The organism is Sporosarcina sp. USHLN248, from assembly GCF_037144575.1.
GTDB lineage: Bacteria > Bacillota > Bacilli > Bacillales_A > Planococcaceae > Sporosarcina > Sporosarcina contaminans.
Map to the genome: position 1 here is coordinate 39,258 of NZ_JBBCZC010000008.1, position 18,298 is coordinate 57,555.

The 18,298-nt window shown below is 36.3% G+C and carries 17 protein-coding genes and 1 pseudogene; 3 read left to right on the top strand and 15 right to left on the bottom strand.

Translation table 11 applies throughout. The features are described 5' to 3' along the window. Window positions 1-418 precede the first annotated feature (418 nt). The 9 genes from WFH04_RS04735 to WFH04_RS04775 form a co-directional block, all read right to left on the bottom strand. Window positions 419-1,615, bottom strand: coding sequence for a hypothetical protein (locus WFH04_RS04735; RefSeq protein ID WP_336822913.1), 1,197 nt, complete (start codon window positions 1,613-1,615; stop codon window positions 419-421). 28 nt (window positions 1,616-1,643) lie between these two features. Then, complete coding sequence (locus WFH04_RS04740; protein ID WP_336822914.1) at window positions 1,644-3,671, bottom strand: HsdM family class I SAM-dependent methyltransferase; 2,028 nt, start codon at window positions 3,669-3,671, stop codon at window positions 1,644-1,646. 29 nt (window positions 3,672-3,700) lie between these two features. Then, window positions 3,701-4,603 (bottom strand): tyrosine-type recombinase/integrase, encoded by a 903-nt coding sequence (locus WFH04_RS04745; protein ID WP_336822915.1) that lies wholly within the window; start codon window positions 4,601-4,603, stop codon window positions 3,701-3,703. A gap of 859 nt (window positions 4,604-5,462) precedes the next feature. After that, window positions 5,463-6,284: a DUF2971 domain-containing protein gene (locus WFH04_RS04750; RefSeq protein WP_336822916.1), complete on the bottom strand. Its 822-nt coding sequence runs from the start codon at window positions 6,282-6,284 to the stop codon at window positions 5,463-5,465. Between the two features lie 45 nt (window positions 6,285-6,329). After that, on the bottom strand, window positions 6,330-7,787 hold the full coding sequence (locus tag WFH04_RS04755) for an ApeA N-terminal domain 1-containing protein (protein WP_336822917.1): 1,458 nt from the start codon (window positions 7,785-7,787) through the stop codon (window positions 6,330-6,332). Between the two features lie 128 nt (window positions 7,788-7,915). Next, complete coding sequence (locus tag WFH04_RS04760; RefSeq protein WP_336822918.1) at window positions 7,916-8,155, bottom strand: hypothetical protein; 240 nt, start codon at window positions 8,153-8,155, stop codon at window positions 7,916-7,918. Between the two features lie 810 nt (window positions 8,156-8,965). After that, a complete protein-coding gene (locus WFH04_RS04765; RefSeq protein WP_336822919.1) occupies window positions 8,966-9,310 on the bottom strand; it encodes a YolD-like family protein in 345 nt (114 codons plus the stop codon). Window positions 9,311-9,585: 275 nt separating this feature from the next. Then, window positions 9,586-9,738: a hypothetical protein gene (locus WFH04_RS04770; protein WP_336822920.1), complete on the bottom strand. Its 153-nt coding sequence runs from the start codon at window positions 9,736-9,738 to the stop codon at window positions 9,586-9,588. A 163-nt stretch (window positions 9,739-9,901) separates the two neighbouring features. Beyond that, the gene (locus WFH04_RS04775; protein WP_336822921.1) at window positions 9,902-11,173 is read right to left on the bottom strand and encodes a replication-relaxation family protein; all 1,272 of its coding nucleotides are present in this window, start codon (window positions 11,171-11,173) and stop codon (window positions 9,902-9,904) included. Window positions 11,174-11,645: 472 nt separating this feature from the next. Between WFH04_RS04775 and WFH04_RS04780 the strand changes: the two genes are divergently transcribed. Further along, entirely contained in the window at window positions 11,646-12,851 is a 1,206-nt protein-coding gene (locus WFH04_RS04780) for a tyrosine-type recombinase/integrase (RefSeq protein ID WP_336822922.1), read from the top strand. 154 nt (window positions 12,852-13,005) lie between these two features. On the opposite strand, the pseudogene WFH04_RS04785 reads toward WFH04_RS04780, so the two are convergent. The 4 genes and pseudogenes from WFH04_RS04785 to WFH04_RS04800 all read right to left on the bottom strand — a co-directional run. Next, a pseudogene (locus WFH04_RS04785) lies at window positions 13,006-13,305 on the bottom strand (hypothetical protein); the annotation flags it as partial. A 222-nt stretch (window positions 13,306-13,527) separates the two neighbouring features. Beyond that, on the bottom strand, window positions 13,528-13,890 hold the full coding sequence (locus WFH04_RS04790; RefSeq protein ID WP_336822923.1) for a hypothetical protein: 363 nt from the start codon (window positions 13,888-13,890) through the stop codon (window positions 13,528-13,530). 154 nt (window positions 13,891-14,044) lie between these two features. Then, window positions 14,045-14,275 carry a hypothetical protein gene (locus tag WFH04_RS04795; RefSeq protein WP_336822924.1) on the bottom strand — a complete coding sequence of 77 codons (231 nt, stop codon included), beginning with the start codon at window positions 14,273-14,275 and terminating at the stop codon, window positions 14,045-14,047. A gap of 680 nt (window positions 14,276-14,955) precedes the next feature. After that, window positions 14,956-15,300, bottom strand: coding sequence for a YolD-like family protein (locus tag WFH04_RS04800; protein WP_336822925.1), 345 nt, complete (start codon window positions 15,298-15,300; stop codon window positions 14,956-14,958). 265 nt (window positions 15,301-15,565) lie between these two features. Between WFH04_RS04800 and WFH04_RS04805 the strand changes: the two genes are divergently transcribed. Together WFH04_RS04805 and WFH04_RS04810 are read left to right on the top strand one after the other, a co-directional pair. After that, window positions 15,566-16,018 (top strand): type II toxin-antitoxin system antitoxin SocA domain-containing protein, encoded by a 453-nt coding sequence (locus WFH04_RS04805; RefSeq protein ID WP_336822926.1) that lies wholly within the window; start codon window positions 15,566-15,568, stop codon window positions 16,016-16,018. Next, window positions 16,011-17,036 carry a hypothetical protein gene (locus WFH04_RS04810; protein WP_336822927.1) on the top strand — a complete coding sequence of 342 codons (1,026 nt, stop codon included), beginning with the start codon at window positions 16,011-16,013 and terminating at the stop codon, window positions 17,034-17,036. Before WFH04_RS04805 ends, WFH04_RS04810 begins: the two co-directional genes overlap by 8 nt. 270 nt (window positions 17,037-17,306) lie before the next feature. Here the strand turns inward: WFH04_RS04810 and WFH04_RS04815 are convergent, their stop codons facing one another. After that, window positions 17,307-18,011, bottom strand: coding sequence for a peptidoglycan recognition protein family protein (locus WFH04_RS04815; protein ID WP_336822928.1), 705 nt, complete (start codon window positions 18,009-18,011; stop codon window positions 17,307-17,309). Window position 18,012: 1 nt separating this feature from the next. Beyond that, window positions 18,013-18,294, bottom strand: a complete 282-nt coding sequence (locus tag WFH04_RS04820) for a phage holin (protein ID WP_336822929.1) — start codon at window positions 18,292-18,294, stop codon at window positions 18,013-18,015. Between the last annotated feature and the right edge of the window lie 4 nt (window positions 18,295-18,298).

An 18,298-nucleotide genomic window follows, 5' to 3' on the forward strand; every position in this document is an offset into this window, starting at 1 on the left:
CGTTTGCAGGGTTGCGGTGCGGCAAAAGCAATTTTATTGGGGGTAAGGCAGATATAGCGAGTAGTAAAAATGTTGAAAATCAAGAAGTGAAGATAAATATAAACTTCTGCATCACCTTTTGTACTTATGTAATTATGTCATTTATACTCGAAAAACCTATTAAATTAAGGGTTTGATAATGACAACAAAATCACATATAAACTAAGGGCTTACAATTGAAATGACAATTTGTAAGCCCTCCTTTTCGCTATATAATAGGATTACTTGCTTAGAATTACAAAATTACAAAATTACAATTAAACAAAAACATCGGAGCCAGTAAGAGCACTAAGGGAAAAATTCCAACCTATTCCTATCACGATAGACAACGGAACCATAAATAAATAAATATTTAAAGTATTTCGTTCAGTGCTGTTTATTAAGAAACGGACTTATTTAAAGCTAATGACTTCTCTAAAGCAGTCTCTATACTTTGCTTTGATTTTAACAAGTCTAAGTATTTATCTTCGATAGAATCAAACTTTGCCACTACAGATCTCATTTCATTATTGAACTTGAATTTTGGTATTTTTAAACTCCGCATGAGATTTGTTAATGGAAATACTGATAAGTTAGATTGTGTAGATGCATGAATAAAGATTGGTTGTAAATACAATTTTAAAAACTTAAGATAAATACATTCTTCTTCGTATGTGAAGATATTTAATTCTTCCAATTTATCTCTTTTTAAATAAAAGAGAAATGCATTTGTGTTAGTAGCATATCTACCAGCGGGAATGAATGTTAATGTTCCCGCACGGCCTCTACTGATAACATGAAGCGCAGGAATATCTTCTAACACATGAAGATTTTTTGTATTACTTGATACTTTGCCATAATACACATTATTAATCGAGCCACTTAACACGGTAATAACATCATCATTCTTTGGGTATGCATTGTAAATCCCTTCTTCACTTAAAGAGTCGTTTCTACTTTTATAAGTAAGTATCGTATTAATTTGTCTATCTTCGTCAGTATCACAGAAATCCACTAAGGAAATTTCTTTATTTAGTAACTTCTCAATCTCCGCAATCGCCATTTCTAATTTTTCAATATAAGCAATTGCTCTTCCGTAAATACTGGAAACTCTATTTATATCTTCTATGGAAGGTATCTCCATCTCAAAATTGTTAAAGAAAGCAGTCTTACTCCAGGTAGAGTTGTCACTACTAGAGGCATAGTCATAAACGTCATGCTGATGGGCGAAAATAAAATACTTTAAAAAACTGATTTGCAATTCTACAGTAGACAAATTCATTTTTCTAATAAAACTGTCTTTTAAATATAATATATATGCATCATCGTTTATAGTGTAATTGTCAGGCAAAAGAAGGTTTAACTTTCCAGCTTTACCTTTCCTGATTACAAGAATACCCGGTCTATTGCGAAAAGTTGTTATCAACTTTCCATTATCCCTTTTGTAAACAACTGTTTCACCTAAAGTTGATAATTTATTCGTTGCACCTGATAACACCTTATATTTCATACCCGAATTTTGTATTAAACTATATATTTTTTCCTCTGTCAAACCAGAGTTTCCACTAACAGATTCAAAGATTAACTTAGCTTGCATAAACATCACCCTATTAATTTTCATTCTCTTATTTAGTTAAGGTATTGAGTGATCCAATATTTTTTTCAAAGGCATTTAATTTGTCGACAAAATCATCTAAAGTTATATAGTCTGGTTCCGCTTTTCTCAAGTGAAATTCAGGTAGTAAGTTAAAGTAGTTTTCAGAATTAATATCAGACATTTGAATATAACCTGCTTTTCTTTTTTTAACTTTTTCCCCTCGCTCGTTTATCCATTCCGTTCCATCACTTGTTTTATCATCATATACTTTCCACCTGGTTTCTACTAAGCCTAATTTTTCTTCTCCAGTTTTAGTATTAACCCAAGAACTAATTTCATCATGCATCCAGCTTCCGTCTTCATTTTTTAACTTAGTAGGAAACCTTTTATCAGAGTTAGCGAAACCGTCGTTGTCGATTATATACATATAAATGGGGCTAGTTTGGATTGTAGTTTGTTGATCCGCTTTACGCTTAAAAAATATTGCACATGTCTTTTGTTTTGTATAAGGGGCAAATGCAAATTTAGGTAGTGAAATTATACCTTCAATGGTAGACTTCTCTAATATTTCTTTTCTAAATTCTACGAGTGACGGATTCTCGAAAATTCCATCGGGTACAACAACACAAGCTTTGCCATTAGTTTTTAACATTTTAAAAATCCGAGCTAAAAATGCAACTTCATACCGGCTGCTATTTATAACTGTTGTTTCAGCTTTTGTTATACCATTACCATATGGAGGATTAGTAATAATATATTTCATCTTTGGCCATTTTTTTCTTTCAAGTATATCCTCTACACGCTCGTCCAACTTTTTAATATCTAAAGTATTTTCATGTATTAGATTAGTATGGCCATCTCCTACTAAAAACATATTTAATTTTGCTCTGGCTACATTTTCTTCTCTCACGTCTACTCCATAAATACATCTAGTTCTCAAAAAGTCCCAAGCTGATAAACTTAATGTATTGGATTTTCTATAATTATTTTTAAGAACTTTAAAAGTTTCAGTTAAAAATCCTCCCGTTCCACAGGCTGGATCGAAAAGGGCAAATTCTTCGTCTTTGGAATAGCTAGTTTCCTCAGTTAATAATAATTTGGAAAACAAATTTGTGTAATGTCTACGTGTGAAGTATTCACCGAAATCCGATTTTTCTTTATTCGAAGCAAACATTTCGTAAACAGCTCCAAACAAATCAAAACCGCCCCCATGGAGTCTCCCCATACTTTCTATTACATCAAAGATTTTTTTAGTTACTTCAACATCGAACGTGGTGATTTTTTTCTCTACTACCTCCATCAGATCTTTAAATTCAGTACTATTTTTTATATGGTCGATATAACTAATTAACGACTGTTTGAAAATGTTTAATTTTTGAATCGAAACTATGTCTGACCAATATGTAATTGAATTATTACGCTTTTTATCTTGTTCAACTTTCTCCTCGTAGTATTTGGCTGCAATAAATCCAATAGTAAAATCCATTTTTTCTGTAATGTTCTTGAAGTTAACTTGTCTATAGATATTAGCTAATATCCATAGTCTTGAATTAAATACAGTTTCTGAAATTGCAGATTGAGTATCAAGATCCGTGGAAATATTCGAAAGGGAGTTATCTTTCTGTAGTCTCCTTAAAATCATGAATGAAATATCCAGGTTTTGGAAAGTTCTAATTGGATTTCCATTTAATTTGAGTTCTTCACCGGTAAAAGCATTATAGTAATAAGATACCTGTAAATTGGTTACAACAAAGTATGGCATATTTAGTTTTTTCGACTTTTCCATTCCTTGATTATAAGCATCTATCCAATCAGAACTATTAACAATACAATTATCTTTCGCTTCGGCATACACAATTAAATTTTCTATATACTCTTTTTCATTATGATTAACCATGTCATAAGGAACACTCGATATTAAGATATCAGGTCTTTTTAAATCGGTATAATCAGTAAAAGTCTTATCGTTAACAATTTGATGAAGTGGTATTTTCAACTGACCTACCAACATTTCGTTAATAAATCTACCCACAGTAAGTGCCTCTTGCTTTTTCATTCATTATCCCTCTTTCCGTTTTATGATAATCAATTTTTATAACGCATGAATTTATCTACTGTGGTATCCGCCACAGTAAGATAATGTTTGTCCAATGTTTCAAGCGATTGATGTCCGGTCTGCTTAGCAATCGTAGATAAATCAGCCCCAGACGAGTGCATGAATGCGACTAATGTTTTCCGGAAATTATAAGGTGCGTATCCCGTCCATTTTTTCAACTGTTTCCTATAGGCTGTTTCCGATATTTTCACACCATCAAACTGACCATTCTTCCTCCGGCTACCTACAAAGTAATCATGGGACTGCAAACCGTATTCGTTGATGTATGCCTGGATTCCCTCAACTGTATTTGGTTGTAAACGCTTGTTGTGCCACTTATCTTGTTTCCTCAGATAAACACTTACGTATCGGCCATCCAAATTAAAATCCTGGACTTGCAGATTCACCATTTCATTTGGTCGGTTCGCCGTATCAAGATTCACCAAGCAGATCGCCTTTGCCCTTGTATCAAGCCGCTCTACGACTTGAAGCAATTCTTCTATATCGACAGGCGTCTTCCCTGACTCTCGCACTAGACGTTCTCGCCCTTCCTCCCGATATAGTTTCCTGGTGTTGGCGATTCGGGATTGGACGGCTTCATCGAACTGGACGTCATGATCAATATTGAAGTATTTACGCAAGGCGACAACCCGCTTTTCCCAAGTATTCTTCTTCACACCTTCCTCGGTGACAGAAACAAACAAGTAGTCAAGAAAGGATTTCACGGTTTCTTCCTGCTCCGTCGCTTCGCAATATTTCTGGTACATACGAATGTCGCTTTGGTATCCTTCAGGAATGTAGTTTTCAATTTCTGTAATTTTTAATTCCTGCTCGGCATGGCGCCTTCGATTTTGAAAATCCTTTGCATAAACAACATTATCATTATGCTTCATTGAACCCCCCCTTTTGCAATATTTGTTGTCTCTCTTACTCTCTATATTCTATCATATTGGTTACGATAAGGGAGTAATATCGTAACCTATTTTTCGATAGAAATATAGGTTAATGCTTCATATAAAAGTGGTCATGGCCTCTTACTTTTTCGCAATAAACGAGAGATTACTTTCCCCTGGTAACGGATTAACTTTTTGCTGTGATTATCATTACGATGCTGAATCATATCAAAAAAGGATATGTAGATTCCCTTCGCTTAATCATTGATGAGGCATTTCGAAGGGGTATTGTCGGGGTGATCAGTAAGAAGATAATTTTCATCAAAAGACCAAGCTTTCCGCCACATTCCAACGTGTAATATACGTAGAAATTCCAGTTACTGAGTAACTAAGAGTATAACCAGAGTTTCCCTAGGGGTAACTTTATACCGACATTGAGGAAAGGACAAATCTTTAGGAAAACTACAATGTTTGTAAATTAAAATATAAACACGGGTATATAGCATGCCTAAGTTAAAAGAGGGTTAACGTTAGTTGATCAGTTGTCCATATTACATTGTTGCAATAATAGATACGGAACAAACTTAGGAGCTTCCTGATTAGCCAGTGAGTATTGCATGTAATTGTAATACAAAATGAATTTCATGTTACTGATTCACTTTGATTCATCAATAAACCTAAATCCGGTAGTAGAAAGCTTTCATTAAACATGTTACGGCAAATTCAATCGACTTAAGCCAAGGTTATACACGCTATATAAATAAGCAGCATGCTGCTCTACATAGGGATCCTTTCGTAAAATTACCTTCTCGTTCCATTCGCGACCTTTCAACTATTTGATATTTCTAATAACTATCGTTCAAGGAATTCTACTTAGATCAGATTGGTACACTGGAATTTCTAATCCCGATACTTGTGTAATTGTTTTTTTAACTAATTCTAAAAACCAACCGGGAGATTTTGGGGATACATAGACAGATTCAATAAGTTGGGAAATATCAAAATCTACATTAGATCCACTTCCGAATGGTCCATTTTCTATCCCTTTCATATGTTCCTCTTTTGGAATACTTTCTGGTATTAGGAATAAACGAAATTCATTTTCATGGGAAAAAGATAATCTTTTTAGGATAAAATATTCGGTTAAGTTGTCCCCCCAGTATTCATGAGTTTCAAAATCAACATATTCTACAAGCCCTCCAGTAACACCTCTTTTATCAATAATCGAATCCTTTAACCTTTTAAAATTCGTTTGGATTGCAATTCCTTCATTACTTTGAAGATATAACTTCCACATTGCAGCCGATTCATAATCATTTTGATGCCAACAATTTATATAATATAACTTTCTTAACCCCTGAAGATATTCAACACTGTCGTAATAACCCACAGATGCATATGGATTTCCAACTGTCTCTGCAAACTTTAAAGTACCCTTTGTAGGATGGCCCTCAAAAGCGTCTTCAAATTTATCTATTCTGCAAAAAAACATTGAATTACTTATTAGTAGATCTACGAATTTAGTAAAATCCATATACCTCCATAATTTTTCATTATCTTGTGGCACTTTCCATTTTGTATGTGGTTTGTACATTTCCCTATCTCCTACTCTCCAAAATATAAAACTAACCTTTATTTTAAGAATGATACCTGACACCAGATCCACTCTTATTCTTTCCAAGTAAACTATCTCCAATCGATAGAAACCATCCCCGTCAACCCTTCATTAATTTAGTATTTGCTTCGCTTTTGCCAAATTAATTGAATACTGTTTACTTCGGCTAATCTTATCTGCCATTAACTCTTCATCAAGACCTACTTCTAAAAACAATAGAAGGGTAGCAATGGCTCGGAGTCTTTGGATAGCATAGTATTTTTGCATCGGTTCATGTAGAATGTGTTTCTTCTTATCGGAATCATAATGTGTTAGATAATTACGAGTATCAACTAACTGACGAATAAAAGTATTATTTTCTTCCTCTGTCCCAATGAGTAGACTCCTAGACGTTTCTTGGAAGTTAGAAATTATCTCTTTAACCCTCATCGCAAGCGAAAATTCGTTACCGTAATTAACCTTATCCCCAATTAACTTGGCAAATGATTCAGGAAACCTTTCTCCTAAGATTACCTTCAGCTCTCTTGTAAGCTCTCGATACTCAGTCTTATCATAAACTTTCCCGTCATATAATTTTCTGTGGTATATTTCCAACACCTGTATGGTGTTTAAAAATGTTGTTTCAATATAAAGATCTTTATAAAATTCACCAAAATGTAGATCGTAAACCACCCCAAGAACCTCTTGCTTTTCAAACCAAGAATTAAATATTAAATTTAAATCTTTACTGATATCGTTGAAGTTTACTACTACATCATGCCAATGGAAATTCCCTTTCAACTTTGACGTTTTTTGTCTGAAAAAGTACATATATTTTTTTCTTGGCTTTATATCAATATGCTCCACGGTTTCTTCTTCGCCATAGAAGATAATGCTTTCGAAGTATGTTGCGTGCCCTATAAATAAGCTTAAAAGATCTTTTAACAAATACATGTTTGTTTGGAACCATGATAAATCCTTATTTTCATTAGGAACTATTTTAAGCCCACTTTTCTTGGTCCATAGAACCTGTTCAGAGGGATTAGTTTTAAAGTTCATGAAATATGTTTCTTCGATTTTTGCATTAATTATATCGATATAATAAGAAAAAGTATCCACATGATTAAATGTAACTTGTTTGCTTCTTAATGTGGAGGTTTCCTTATCAAAAGTACTTGTATCCAAAAATACATGTCTTCCTAGCCACTCTGTAAGATATGTGGGCTGGAAAGACAAAGAATGAAATTGTATCTCATCAAGACTATTAAAAAGCCCTCCTACAATAAATGACTGAATTGAAAATGTTTGCGTTTGAAACCCCGGTGCATTAGTTCTGGAGTCTTTTACAAAAACGTTCAATAAAGTGAATTGTTCCCCTTTATCAGAGAAGCCATGTACAATATCATACTCATTCTTTCCTTCTGCGAAAAAGTCGTCACTTAATGAACCTATTAACTCTAAATGTATCTCCCTTTCAGAAAAAAATAGGATCCCTGCTTGTTTATTATCTGACTTTCCAGGAATCCACCAAAAACCTTTGACTTTAAATTCATCAAACATTGTATGTTTCATTGCACTTACTCCCGCCATTTTCTACCTCTCCCCTTTCATTTAGTCGTTTTTACCATTTAGTTTAAAAAGGTTTTATAAAATAGGGGGCCAGTTGTTATTCTAAAATTGCCCCCTCTTTATAACATAACCTATCATCCCAAAAAGATTTAGCATTCAATATCAGCTTTTACTTTACTGTCCAGCGTGGAAGTTGAAAGAGAGTTTACCGTACTATGTTTTGAAGCATAACGTGCTTTCGCCGCTGCTAATATTTCTAGTGCTCGCCGTCTGTTTCTTCGAATCTCGAAAGGTGTTCTAGCATTGATGATATTCGTTTCGCATTCCTCAATTTCCATCAATTCTTCATCTGTTAGAATATCAATTACGCGAACTTTTCCAACCACCAACTTGTCTACCTCCCTGTAATCTCGACCTTTTTCCATTAGAAATAAGAAAAATACTCTTGGATCCAAGTTGCAAGTTTTATTAACGTAGCCCTTGTTTATGCTCACGAATAACGCGTTCAATGAATCGGTCTATTCGCCATTTGTGAAAGAATACCCCTATTAGTGTTGACGATTTCAGCATCCTCCCCCTCCAGTTTTCCAGAAGAATTTTATCAGACTCGTTTAACAAATCTTTAACCTTCATCCTTGGTACACCTTCCATCCTATATAAAATGAGAATGCCATTATGGACAATGAACTTTAACATTATGTGTTCATCAGCCCTAAATATCCAACATGACCAAATTAACATCCAGCTTTTTAGCTTTGCACCGTAGATTCGATAAAGGGATGGGATGTCATGGGAATGGATTCGAATTCAATACTACGCAGTTTGACATTTTCCTACACTAATGAAACGAATGGTAGGGATATTGTTAGGGTTATTAGAAAGATTGTGCGAGAGGTTAAATACCAAGCAACCCGGGGCTTGCCAATGTGTCATCTGTGTGGAAAACCCAGTTACCTAGTTATCAATATAGTAACCAGCATTTCCACACAGATGACTGTAATTGTGTAGGCTAGCCCAAATTAAAAATACTCACTCCACATTCTTAATTCACTCAATGTAACGCTTCGGAAAAGGGACTGACCTTTGACGTAAACCGAATATCTTTTCATGCCTCCCTAAATGCCTACATTCGACAAAAAGTAATAAAGCCCTTCCTTTTTTTTAAATATTTCCAACAAAAAGACCGATTTGATGAGTGGTCAGTCGATGCAGTGAACCGATATTATATGTTCGATTAAGAGTCTGAGATCCCCATAAGGGTCCGCCAGCAGTACGGCATTGTTATGTAGGTCAATTGTTTCGATAATGCCTTGGTTTTCAACTATGCGGTTATCTCGCCAAGTCTTTATTAATGTTTCGCATTTTCGTTTATATGCTATTTCGATTTCTTCTTGAATTACCGCCAAGTCCCACTCCGTCAGTTCCGAACGTTCTGTATATTCATCCTCGGCGTACCAGTCCCTTAATTCGGCCAAATGCTCCGGTAACATCATTGCTGTCCATTTGATTCGGCCACGGTCTTTAATATCCCCATCTACCTGCATTAAACCATCATCCTCCCTATAATGATCTCTGGAATAAGTACCAAAACGTTGTCGGTGATGAAAGTTCGTTTGTGAATTTCATGTAGCAGTAAGCTTGAAATCACACCTCACCTACCGCATCGTCTTCGGTCGTCGCTTAGTGATTCAACTCCCGACATACATCATTTCCAAGAAACCATCAAACCTCACCGACTCCTCCAACGCAATTCGAACACCCATTCCCCTCCCTTTATTATGTAGAACCAGCGTTCGTAAGTAAAGACAAAAAGCACTTTCTACGGGTTAATGTGCTTGTCTCTTATCTTTTGTAAATCTTGCTGCATTGACTCAACGATGCGAAGGCTTTCAAGATCGGTAAGCGAACTTTTAAATCGATCTAGAATTATTTCCATCATTGCGCAATCCATCTCAAAATACTTTTCATTCATGAACACAACCCTCCCCTATCCCTTATTCAATAAAAAGAACGCCCGGTATGGACGTTCTTAAATAGGTTTTTCCCATTATCAGCACTTTTAGTAACCCATTTTGATTCTCCAATAAATCATTGTACATCGAAAGGCCATTATGTCTGGTCTCTAATAGATGGCTTTAGTAAGTGACCCGTAAATTTAATAAAGGATTAAACGAATGAAAATCTAAGTTTTTAAAAAGTAATGACAATGAACTATCGAGTTGCGCATTCACTTTGTATGCGGCGAATGAATCTATGATGACCGGCTTTGATTGCGGATAGAACAACACGCACCTATGGTCGGCATACTGCATGTCTTGCCATTTTGGATGTGGGCTTCGTAATCTATAAGTTGGCAGTTGGTTCTTTTGGAACTGTATATACTTACTGTAGATAGAACTTTCAAACTCCTGCGCAACATCACAAAATAAGATCCGGTATTTGGACGGTGAATATTGAATGCAAACAACTATTGGATCCTTTTGTTCTTCAGAACCCAAAAAATAGGCCTCCTGATTCCCTGTTAAATAGCTACTTAGGTGTTTCGTCATCTGATGTTTATAGGACGAACGTTGCAATTCCAATTGAAGAGTTGATGATACCTGATCCATTGTTGTCATAATCAGATTCACTTGTTCACTGTAAGGAGATAAAACCTTGTAAAAGGCGCTAAGGATATTATGCCAGCGTCTACGTATACCCTGTCCCCTTCTACGGGATTCTACGACGAATAGAATGCCTACAAGTGATTCTTTATTCGGATTGTTAGCATGCACATCTAAATAACGCTTGTATGTTAGAAACTTCTGCAAAAGCTGTTCATGAGATTCTGTGGCACGATCATTTTCCACAGTGAAAAGCTTCCCACCTATACTAATTTCAGCGTCTGGCCGATATTGCTGAATTCCTTCAGCAGTGCTGTATTTTTTTGCTGCATATAAATTATGACGATGAGGTATTACTTCAAATAAATCATCACTAGCACCATACAATTCAATAAAGAAGTCAATTAGCATTAAATGATGTGCAACCTGTTTCAAAGGTGGCAGATAGAGATCATAGGACAAATCAGCGAAATCGTACTCCCCATAATCCGCCGGCATCCAACCATGACCGGATTGTCCTTGTTGAATGTTAAGCAAGTCCTTTGCGCAGTCGTAACCAGACGGGGTTAGATAATACAACGATCCTTTTGAAACATTTTGCTGCAGGCGCAGGGATTTGACCAATCCCTGCTTCTTCAATTTGGCCAAATCGTTATAGATAGATTTCTCTTGTGAAAGATTAATCTGATGAGTCCCAAAGTATATATAAGCCATTTGACGGGCGGTCATCCCCCGATATGATATTAAAAGTTTCAATATGCGTTCTGTTTTAGGTGAAAGTGAGTATCCAAATACATATGCCATAGCTTGGCACCTCCTGAATTTTATAGAGAAATGAAAAATAAAAAAAGCTTGGCGAATGGAACGCTAAGCTTGGTAACTCTATCAATTATTCATTTGGACGCACTAGTAGCGGGGTGGTCTTTATCCTCCGACAAGAGGCCCGAATACCGGATTAATTGTTTAAAACACTCACAAGTTTGATTGATTAAGTGGTTACTCTACTACTTACCATGTTAACAGATTTATAATAGTTAATCAATTTTCAAGCGATAGTAACAATGATAAATCATTATTAGCTATCGTTGCTATATCGTCTCGTCAATATGGATTTTTCATCCATTCTATTACACTTACAGGATATTGTTTGGTTTGCCATATTCTAACTGGTTAAGTACGATTGTGACAATAACTAACTCAGGAACCTATCCAATTAATAAAATAGCATGAGTAGTATTGAAAAAAACATTAGATATTTTGAAGTGGAGTGATTCAGTTGGCCAACATTCAACAACGTGGCGACAATTCCTATTTCTTCACAGTTAGTCTTGGGCGAGGAGCAGATGGAAAATACAAACGCCGGACAAAAACCATTACCGTAACTGACAAGATGACACCGAAACAATTGAAAGAATACCTTGACCATGAATATTTGAAGTTCAAACATGAAGCACTATCTGGCGCGTATATTGTACCAAATAAGATAAGCGTATCCGTATTATCCGAAGAGTGGAAAGAAAAATACGCCTTTAATGAATTGTCTAAAACGACTATTACGAACCATCTTTCCATACTGGATACTCACGTACTACCCGTTATTGGTCATCGGTCAATACAAGACGTAAACCCTTCACTATTGGAAGACCTTCTCCATAACCTGAAAAGAAAAGATGGATCTAAAAAACCTCTCGCCGTAACTTCCCGGCAGAGCGTATACAACACTTTGAAAAGCATCTTTAAATATGCAAAGACGAAACGACTGATAAAAGAAGATCCGATGGAAGGCGTCAGCAAGCCCAAGATTAAATACGAGGAAGCCAAGCAAATGAACGTTTATGACTTTGAGGAAGTCTCCTTATTGCTCAAACTGCTAGAAGAGGAACGAAGTCATTGGAGAATGTTCATGACGTTACTAATCGTCGCTGGATTGCGTAGGGGCGAAGGCTTAGGTTTAGAGTGGAAACATATCGATCTAGAGAATGGAATCATAGATATATCACAAACAATCGTTAACACTCAGGATGGTCCACTTATCAAAGGGCCTAAATCCAAGTCATCAATTAGACTTGTCACACTTGCACCGTCCGTTGTGGAGGATTTGAGAAGCTTTAAAGTTGAATGGGATAAGAATAAATTGTTGATGGGCGATAAATGGACGGAACAGGAACGGTCATGGGTTTTCTGCAATGAAAATGGTAAGCACTTCTTCCCTACCACTCCATCAACCTGGTGGAAACGTTTCACGGAAAGAACTGGTTTTAGATATATCCGGCTTCATGATCTCCGACACACGTCCGCTAGCTTATTGATTGCCCAAAACGTACACGCGAAAGTTATTTCGGAACGTTTCGGTCACAGCTCAATCAGAATTACCATGGATACTTACGGGCACGTATTACGAACAGCTGATAAAATGGCCGGAGATACTTTTGAGATTTTGTTTACAGATAAAAAAATACAAAATAAAACGATGAAGCGGTAAATGTGTATCCATCCGCTTCATCGTTTTGCACTATATCTTTTCTTAACTGATCATATCTTTCACGCCTTGATTTCATTTATCTTAAACAGTTACACCAGTTTTACAATAACGCTCGTTTTACACCAATAATCGGAAAGCGGAAAAGCCACTTCTTTCAGAGAAATGATTTCCAGCGCTTTATGTCGATTGACAAAAATATGAGCATCTTTCGGATTATTGCAGTATGTGAAATGGTTGTCAGCCGTTTTCCCGCTATTAGCCTTGTAATGGAACATGAGAGCTTTTGCTGGCGACAGTTTATAACCAGATCGTAGTGTCGGAAAAAAGCACATTTTCCAATGTAGGCAATATAAAAAAGCACTGTCGAAAAGACTAGTGCTCCGTCAAAATTTAGGATTTGGTCCATGATATTCGCAATAGCGATTACAATCAGTACGAGCAACTTTCTAGCGTAGCCAAATACACTCTTACAGTCTCACACGTTTTGATTCTTTGTCGCTTTGAACAGTCCCGTGATGGTGTCCAGTAATATAAGTAACAATAACAGATGCAAAAACTTTACTCCCTTGAATAAACACATGTGTACTATCTCTAAACCTTAAGAATTAACGCTTCCCATATTGTTCACTCCTTACTTTTGGTAAATAAAAAGAATGACTGAGTGGACGTCTTATAATTAGTCTTCCTTTTTCATTTGATCTATTATTTGTTGTAACCCCCTTAAATGACCTTTGCCTAAAGTAGAGTAATAATCTACATGCTTTTGAGCAGCATTTATCGCATTTTTATAGTATTCTTCACCATAATCTCGTCTAATACTTTCAATCAGGAATCTGTTTGTAGCATTATTAAATGCCCTCTTATACTCTTCTCCATCCATCATGGCAAGAAATATTGTAATAAAACACTGTGCAGATCCTTCTGACATACCTGTAATCCTGTTAATCTCAAGCTTCCCTTCACTTCTGCTCATTCGACCTGAATATACTCTTTTTGCTACCTGATAAGCCTCTTTACTCATTTCAATTGTTATCGTCATCCTTATAACCCTCCAAGTTTTCTGATTACTTAAAGGGTATCACATAAAGTTGCAGTCGTGTCTTAGCAAATTATTTGTCAAGCATGGTTGCAACACCTACCTAATCATCCAATCAATTTAAAAAGAACGCCCGTGTGGACGTTCTTCGAAGCTCTTAGCCCCAGACAGCCGTTCGAGGCTTATTTAATATTTCTGCAATCCCTTTCAAAAGCTCGGCTTGTTCTTCTCCTCTAAAAGCGAATTCACGTCGACCAAGGCCTTCCGGATTTGCCTTCTCAGATACAGCACCAACAATAACCGTGTCTGTAGGAACATCGTTATGGATGTTTAATTCCAATAAATAATCGCCGCTAGCAATCGCGCTTAGAACTGCTTTTGCGTCCATTTCATCACCCCTTTTTCTTACTATTCGACAAAAGGTGTGACAATCCTTCCTATTGCATAAAAAATACGCCTGAGTTGGGCGTTAACAGTTAACCAATAGCTTCGATTGTACGTCTAGCGATTTCAATTTCAACTTCGCTTCGTATTGGGCAATCTACCCCACCAATCACTTTTGTTGTTCCGGCACTTCTTCCGCTTCATTCTTTCAGCCATAACCAACACTGTATGGGATTCCACAAGTTTCTCTTTAGATTTACCCTCAACCCATTATGCCTTGTCTATAACTTATCATACCTTTTATCATGCTTTGATTTCATTTATCGTATAATTTTACATCAATTTTACATCAACGCTCGATCTACACATCGTTTTACATCAATAATTTGAAAGCAAAAATTAAAAAGAACCCTTATCCATCAAGGGTTCAAGGGGTGTTACTTATGATGGAGCATACCGGGTTCGAACCGGTGACCTTCACACTGCCAGCGTTAATCTCTTTGGTGTCACATAAATTCACAGATTCCCAAAGTCCTTTAATGACGGCATTTGTTGGGCATATCGGTGTCATTAACTGTCATTTCAGGTACCTAAATTTAATTAAAGGTCTGCTATTGGGCACACACTTGGCACATCGGGCACACGCTGTAAAAAAGTAGAGGAGGCATAAGCCCCCTCTACTTTTTACATGCTATGTACTTTTACGATATTACCTACCGGAATGTGATCTGAACCGTATGGTCCATCAATTGAAATTAATCCGTGAATCGGATCAAGTTTAGTTATTTTTCCGATGTACGGCGATGTCTTTCCGTCCTTCCAAGTCGTTACTATTGTATCGATTTTTTGTACAAATGCCCTTTCTAACTCTCCCTGCAGGCCCTGTAATTCCCACTCAGTTAGTTCTGGGCGTTCTACGTAGTCGTTTTCTTCGTTCATTTTTCTTAACGCTTGAATATGTTCTGGCAGCATCATTGCTGTCCATTTAATACGGCCACGGTCTTTGATATCATTTTGAACTTTACTCACATAATCTCTCCTTTAAGTACGTACTGTATCAGGACCGAACACATCATTAAGTCCTTTAATATAATATAAAGAACAAATGTTCTTGTTTCAAGCCGTTTGAAAGGGTAAAATATCTATAAGCACATAAAAACTTTGTCAAAATTTTAACGAACGTGGTTTGTATAGTGTTTTGTATACACTTTTGTATATCATTTTTTCTTTACATGAGGTATATTTATTATAGGACAATTCATGACTGAATTATCTGAATTAGGGAGGAATTCAAATGGTTGGTATTAGAGATTTAGCTAATCATATCATTAAAGTCGCCTCGGATGAAAAAACAGATATAACAAATTTACAACTTCAAAAAATCATGTTTTTTATCTTTGGAAAAAACTTAGATGATGTACATAAAGGAAAAGTAACCACTAAAATAGTTTATGATCTTCCTTTTAGCCGCTGGACATATGGACCTGTCGTTGAGGATATTTATTACTCTTACAACGTATTCGGTCCTAATCCGATACAAGATGTTCATGCTACTGACAATAAAAAGCTGGATACTTATAATGAATATATCTTAAAGTTTTTGAAAGTAGATCCATTCGAATTAGTGGAAATTACTCACCGTCTCCCTTCTTGGAATGATTACAGAGATGATATTTTAGCTAGAAGGTACGTCCCGCCTTACAAAGAAGAAGAAATAGCGAAGGAATTTGTGCAAAAAGATGACTAAGCTCGATATTACACCTGTAACAAATTCATTGGAAGAACTAATTAACGCGCTAAATGTTGCCTCTTTAAGTAATTCAGAGAGCAAAGTCCCTGAAAAGATAGATCCTTTTTCTAATGCGTTAAATCTATCTCCAAAGACCGAAAACGAAGATCATCCTACTGATAAAGTAGATGCTTTTATAAGGGAATTAAGGAATGTCAAATTTCCAGGTGAAGCAATACAATACTCAGCTATAACTAGATTTGTTTTCGATGAAGGAATAGGTAGTTTTGAGGGGTTAGTTCTGATTATTGATGAAATCAGGGAGTTAGTAGAAGAATATCACGGAGAGGAACTCGAGCAAAACGTACTACTTTCTCGATATTTCTATAAGTTAATAGACCACCTAATGTTAGCTGCTTATCAAATTGAAGAGATGAGAAATCGCGCTAGAAGTGAGTTTGAAATTACTGAAAGAGCGTTGGATAGAAATAACTATACAATTAACAGTATTGAAGAAAAAATCACTTCCCTTAAAGATCAAACAGATAGCTTACTAGATAAAGTTTATTCAAATTTCATTACAGTATTAGGAATATTTACAGCAATTGTTTTTAGCATGTTTGGAGGCTTAAAACTCTTAGAGTTCTCAATATCAGCTTTAAATACAATAGCTACATGGAAAGCAACTATCTTTTTCTCAATGTTTGCTGTTGCAACACTATCAATGTTGTTTATTTTAATGCGATGGATTTCTATAATTGTCGATAGCATGACCAAAAGGAAAAGAGACTATAAAGTTGTCAGCATTCTATCGTCTCACTTCGGCTTCACCGTAGCTATAATATTCTTTATGTATTTAATGTTTATTTCAGTTTTATTCAGCAACAAAATAGTTTTAACCAATTTCCAAGAATGGGTAGCTGGGTATAGCAATTATTTAATTGTTGGCTTCATCTTACTTTTGCCAGCCCTAATTTTCCTTTTGTTTTTGATTATTTATCTATTCAAAAACAAATCGATAGTTATCAAACTTTAACAGCACCCCGTCCAGGCGGACAGGGTGCTGTTTATTTTTCAAACAAGCTCAATATGTATATCCACTTCGTTTTCTTTATTACACTCTTTGCAATAAACAAACCCCTCACCCGCCTGCCGAACTGAATCCGTTCCGATTCATATCCCATCCATTGAAGAAGTCATTCTTTTTGATTGAAATAAAAAAGCACCCTCATCCACAATGGACAGGGCGCTTTTTACAGTTATCATTACGTAGTGATGAACTTCTGACGGTTATATTTGCATCATATCATTTCACTTTGTTATCCTCAACTTTTATCATACTATTTCTTACCGATGTTCCAGCTCCAAGAGCCAATAGGTCATCATTCGTGATGGTTTTATTGTCCAGTTTTTCTTGCCAAATCTTGCTGTAGCCTGCGGCAATAGCCTGGTCCACAATCATTTGCCGTCTCGCCTTGGAACCAAGCGTCATTTCAATTTCTTCTTTTAAAGACGGACTGGAAAAGACCATTTCTCCATTAGCCTCCTTTGCTATAGAAGCACCGCTCAAACGAGCTCGCACAGTATCCATATCAATTCCCGGACAACTTGTATTTTGTTTAGGAAACTCATTATGCCCTTTAACAGCGCTCGCTGGTAGTCCTAATCGTTGCATCCAATACCGTGCCCGCTCGTCAAACGTCTTTTCTTGCTCAGGAGTAAAGGATCCATTGCCAACAAGGCAGATGTTATAGATGTAAGAGTTTTGACCACCTACACCATTTGTGATTTCTTCCGGATCATAGCAAAGTTCAACCGTTCCATCCCGCAGAATGATTTCATGGTAGCCGCCAGTTCCCCATCCATTTGTTTTATTCCAGTGTGGCCAAAAGGAGGCCCAGCTTCCGGACGTCGTGGCCGAATGATGCCGGGCAATATTTTTAATTGCCGATAGCTTCCGTGTGCCGTTCGTTCTTGGCGTGATTGGGCGAAGATCTTTGATTGTTGCCATGTCACTTCGACTCCTTTTTTGGTCGCTCATATAGGAGAGCTTGTTCGCTATCTGACAAGCCGGATACGGTAGGATCATTCAGTGCATTGTACAAACTAATAAGAATCATCCCAAATACATAAGGATTACTTACTCCATTCCAAATCAAAGTTAAAACAGAACCCCATGTAGTAAGGTCCTGTGCGGTCAATCCGTAATATGCTAACAATGGTGCTCCAATAGCCAATACAATTTGTGCAATGAATAATGGGTTTTTAAAACGTACTTTCCAGTTGATTTTCAATTTA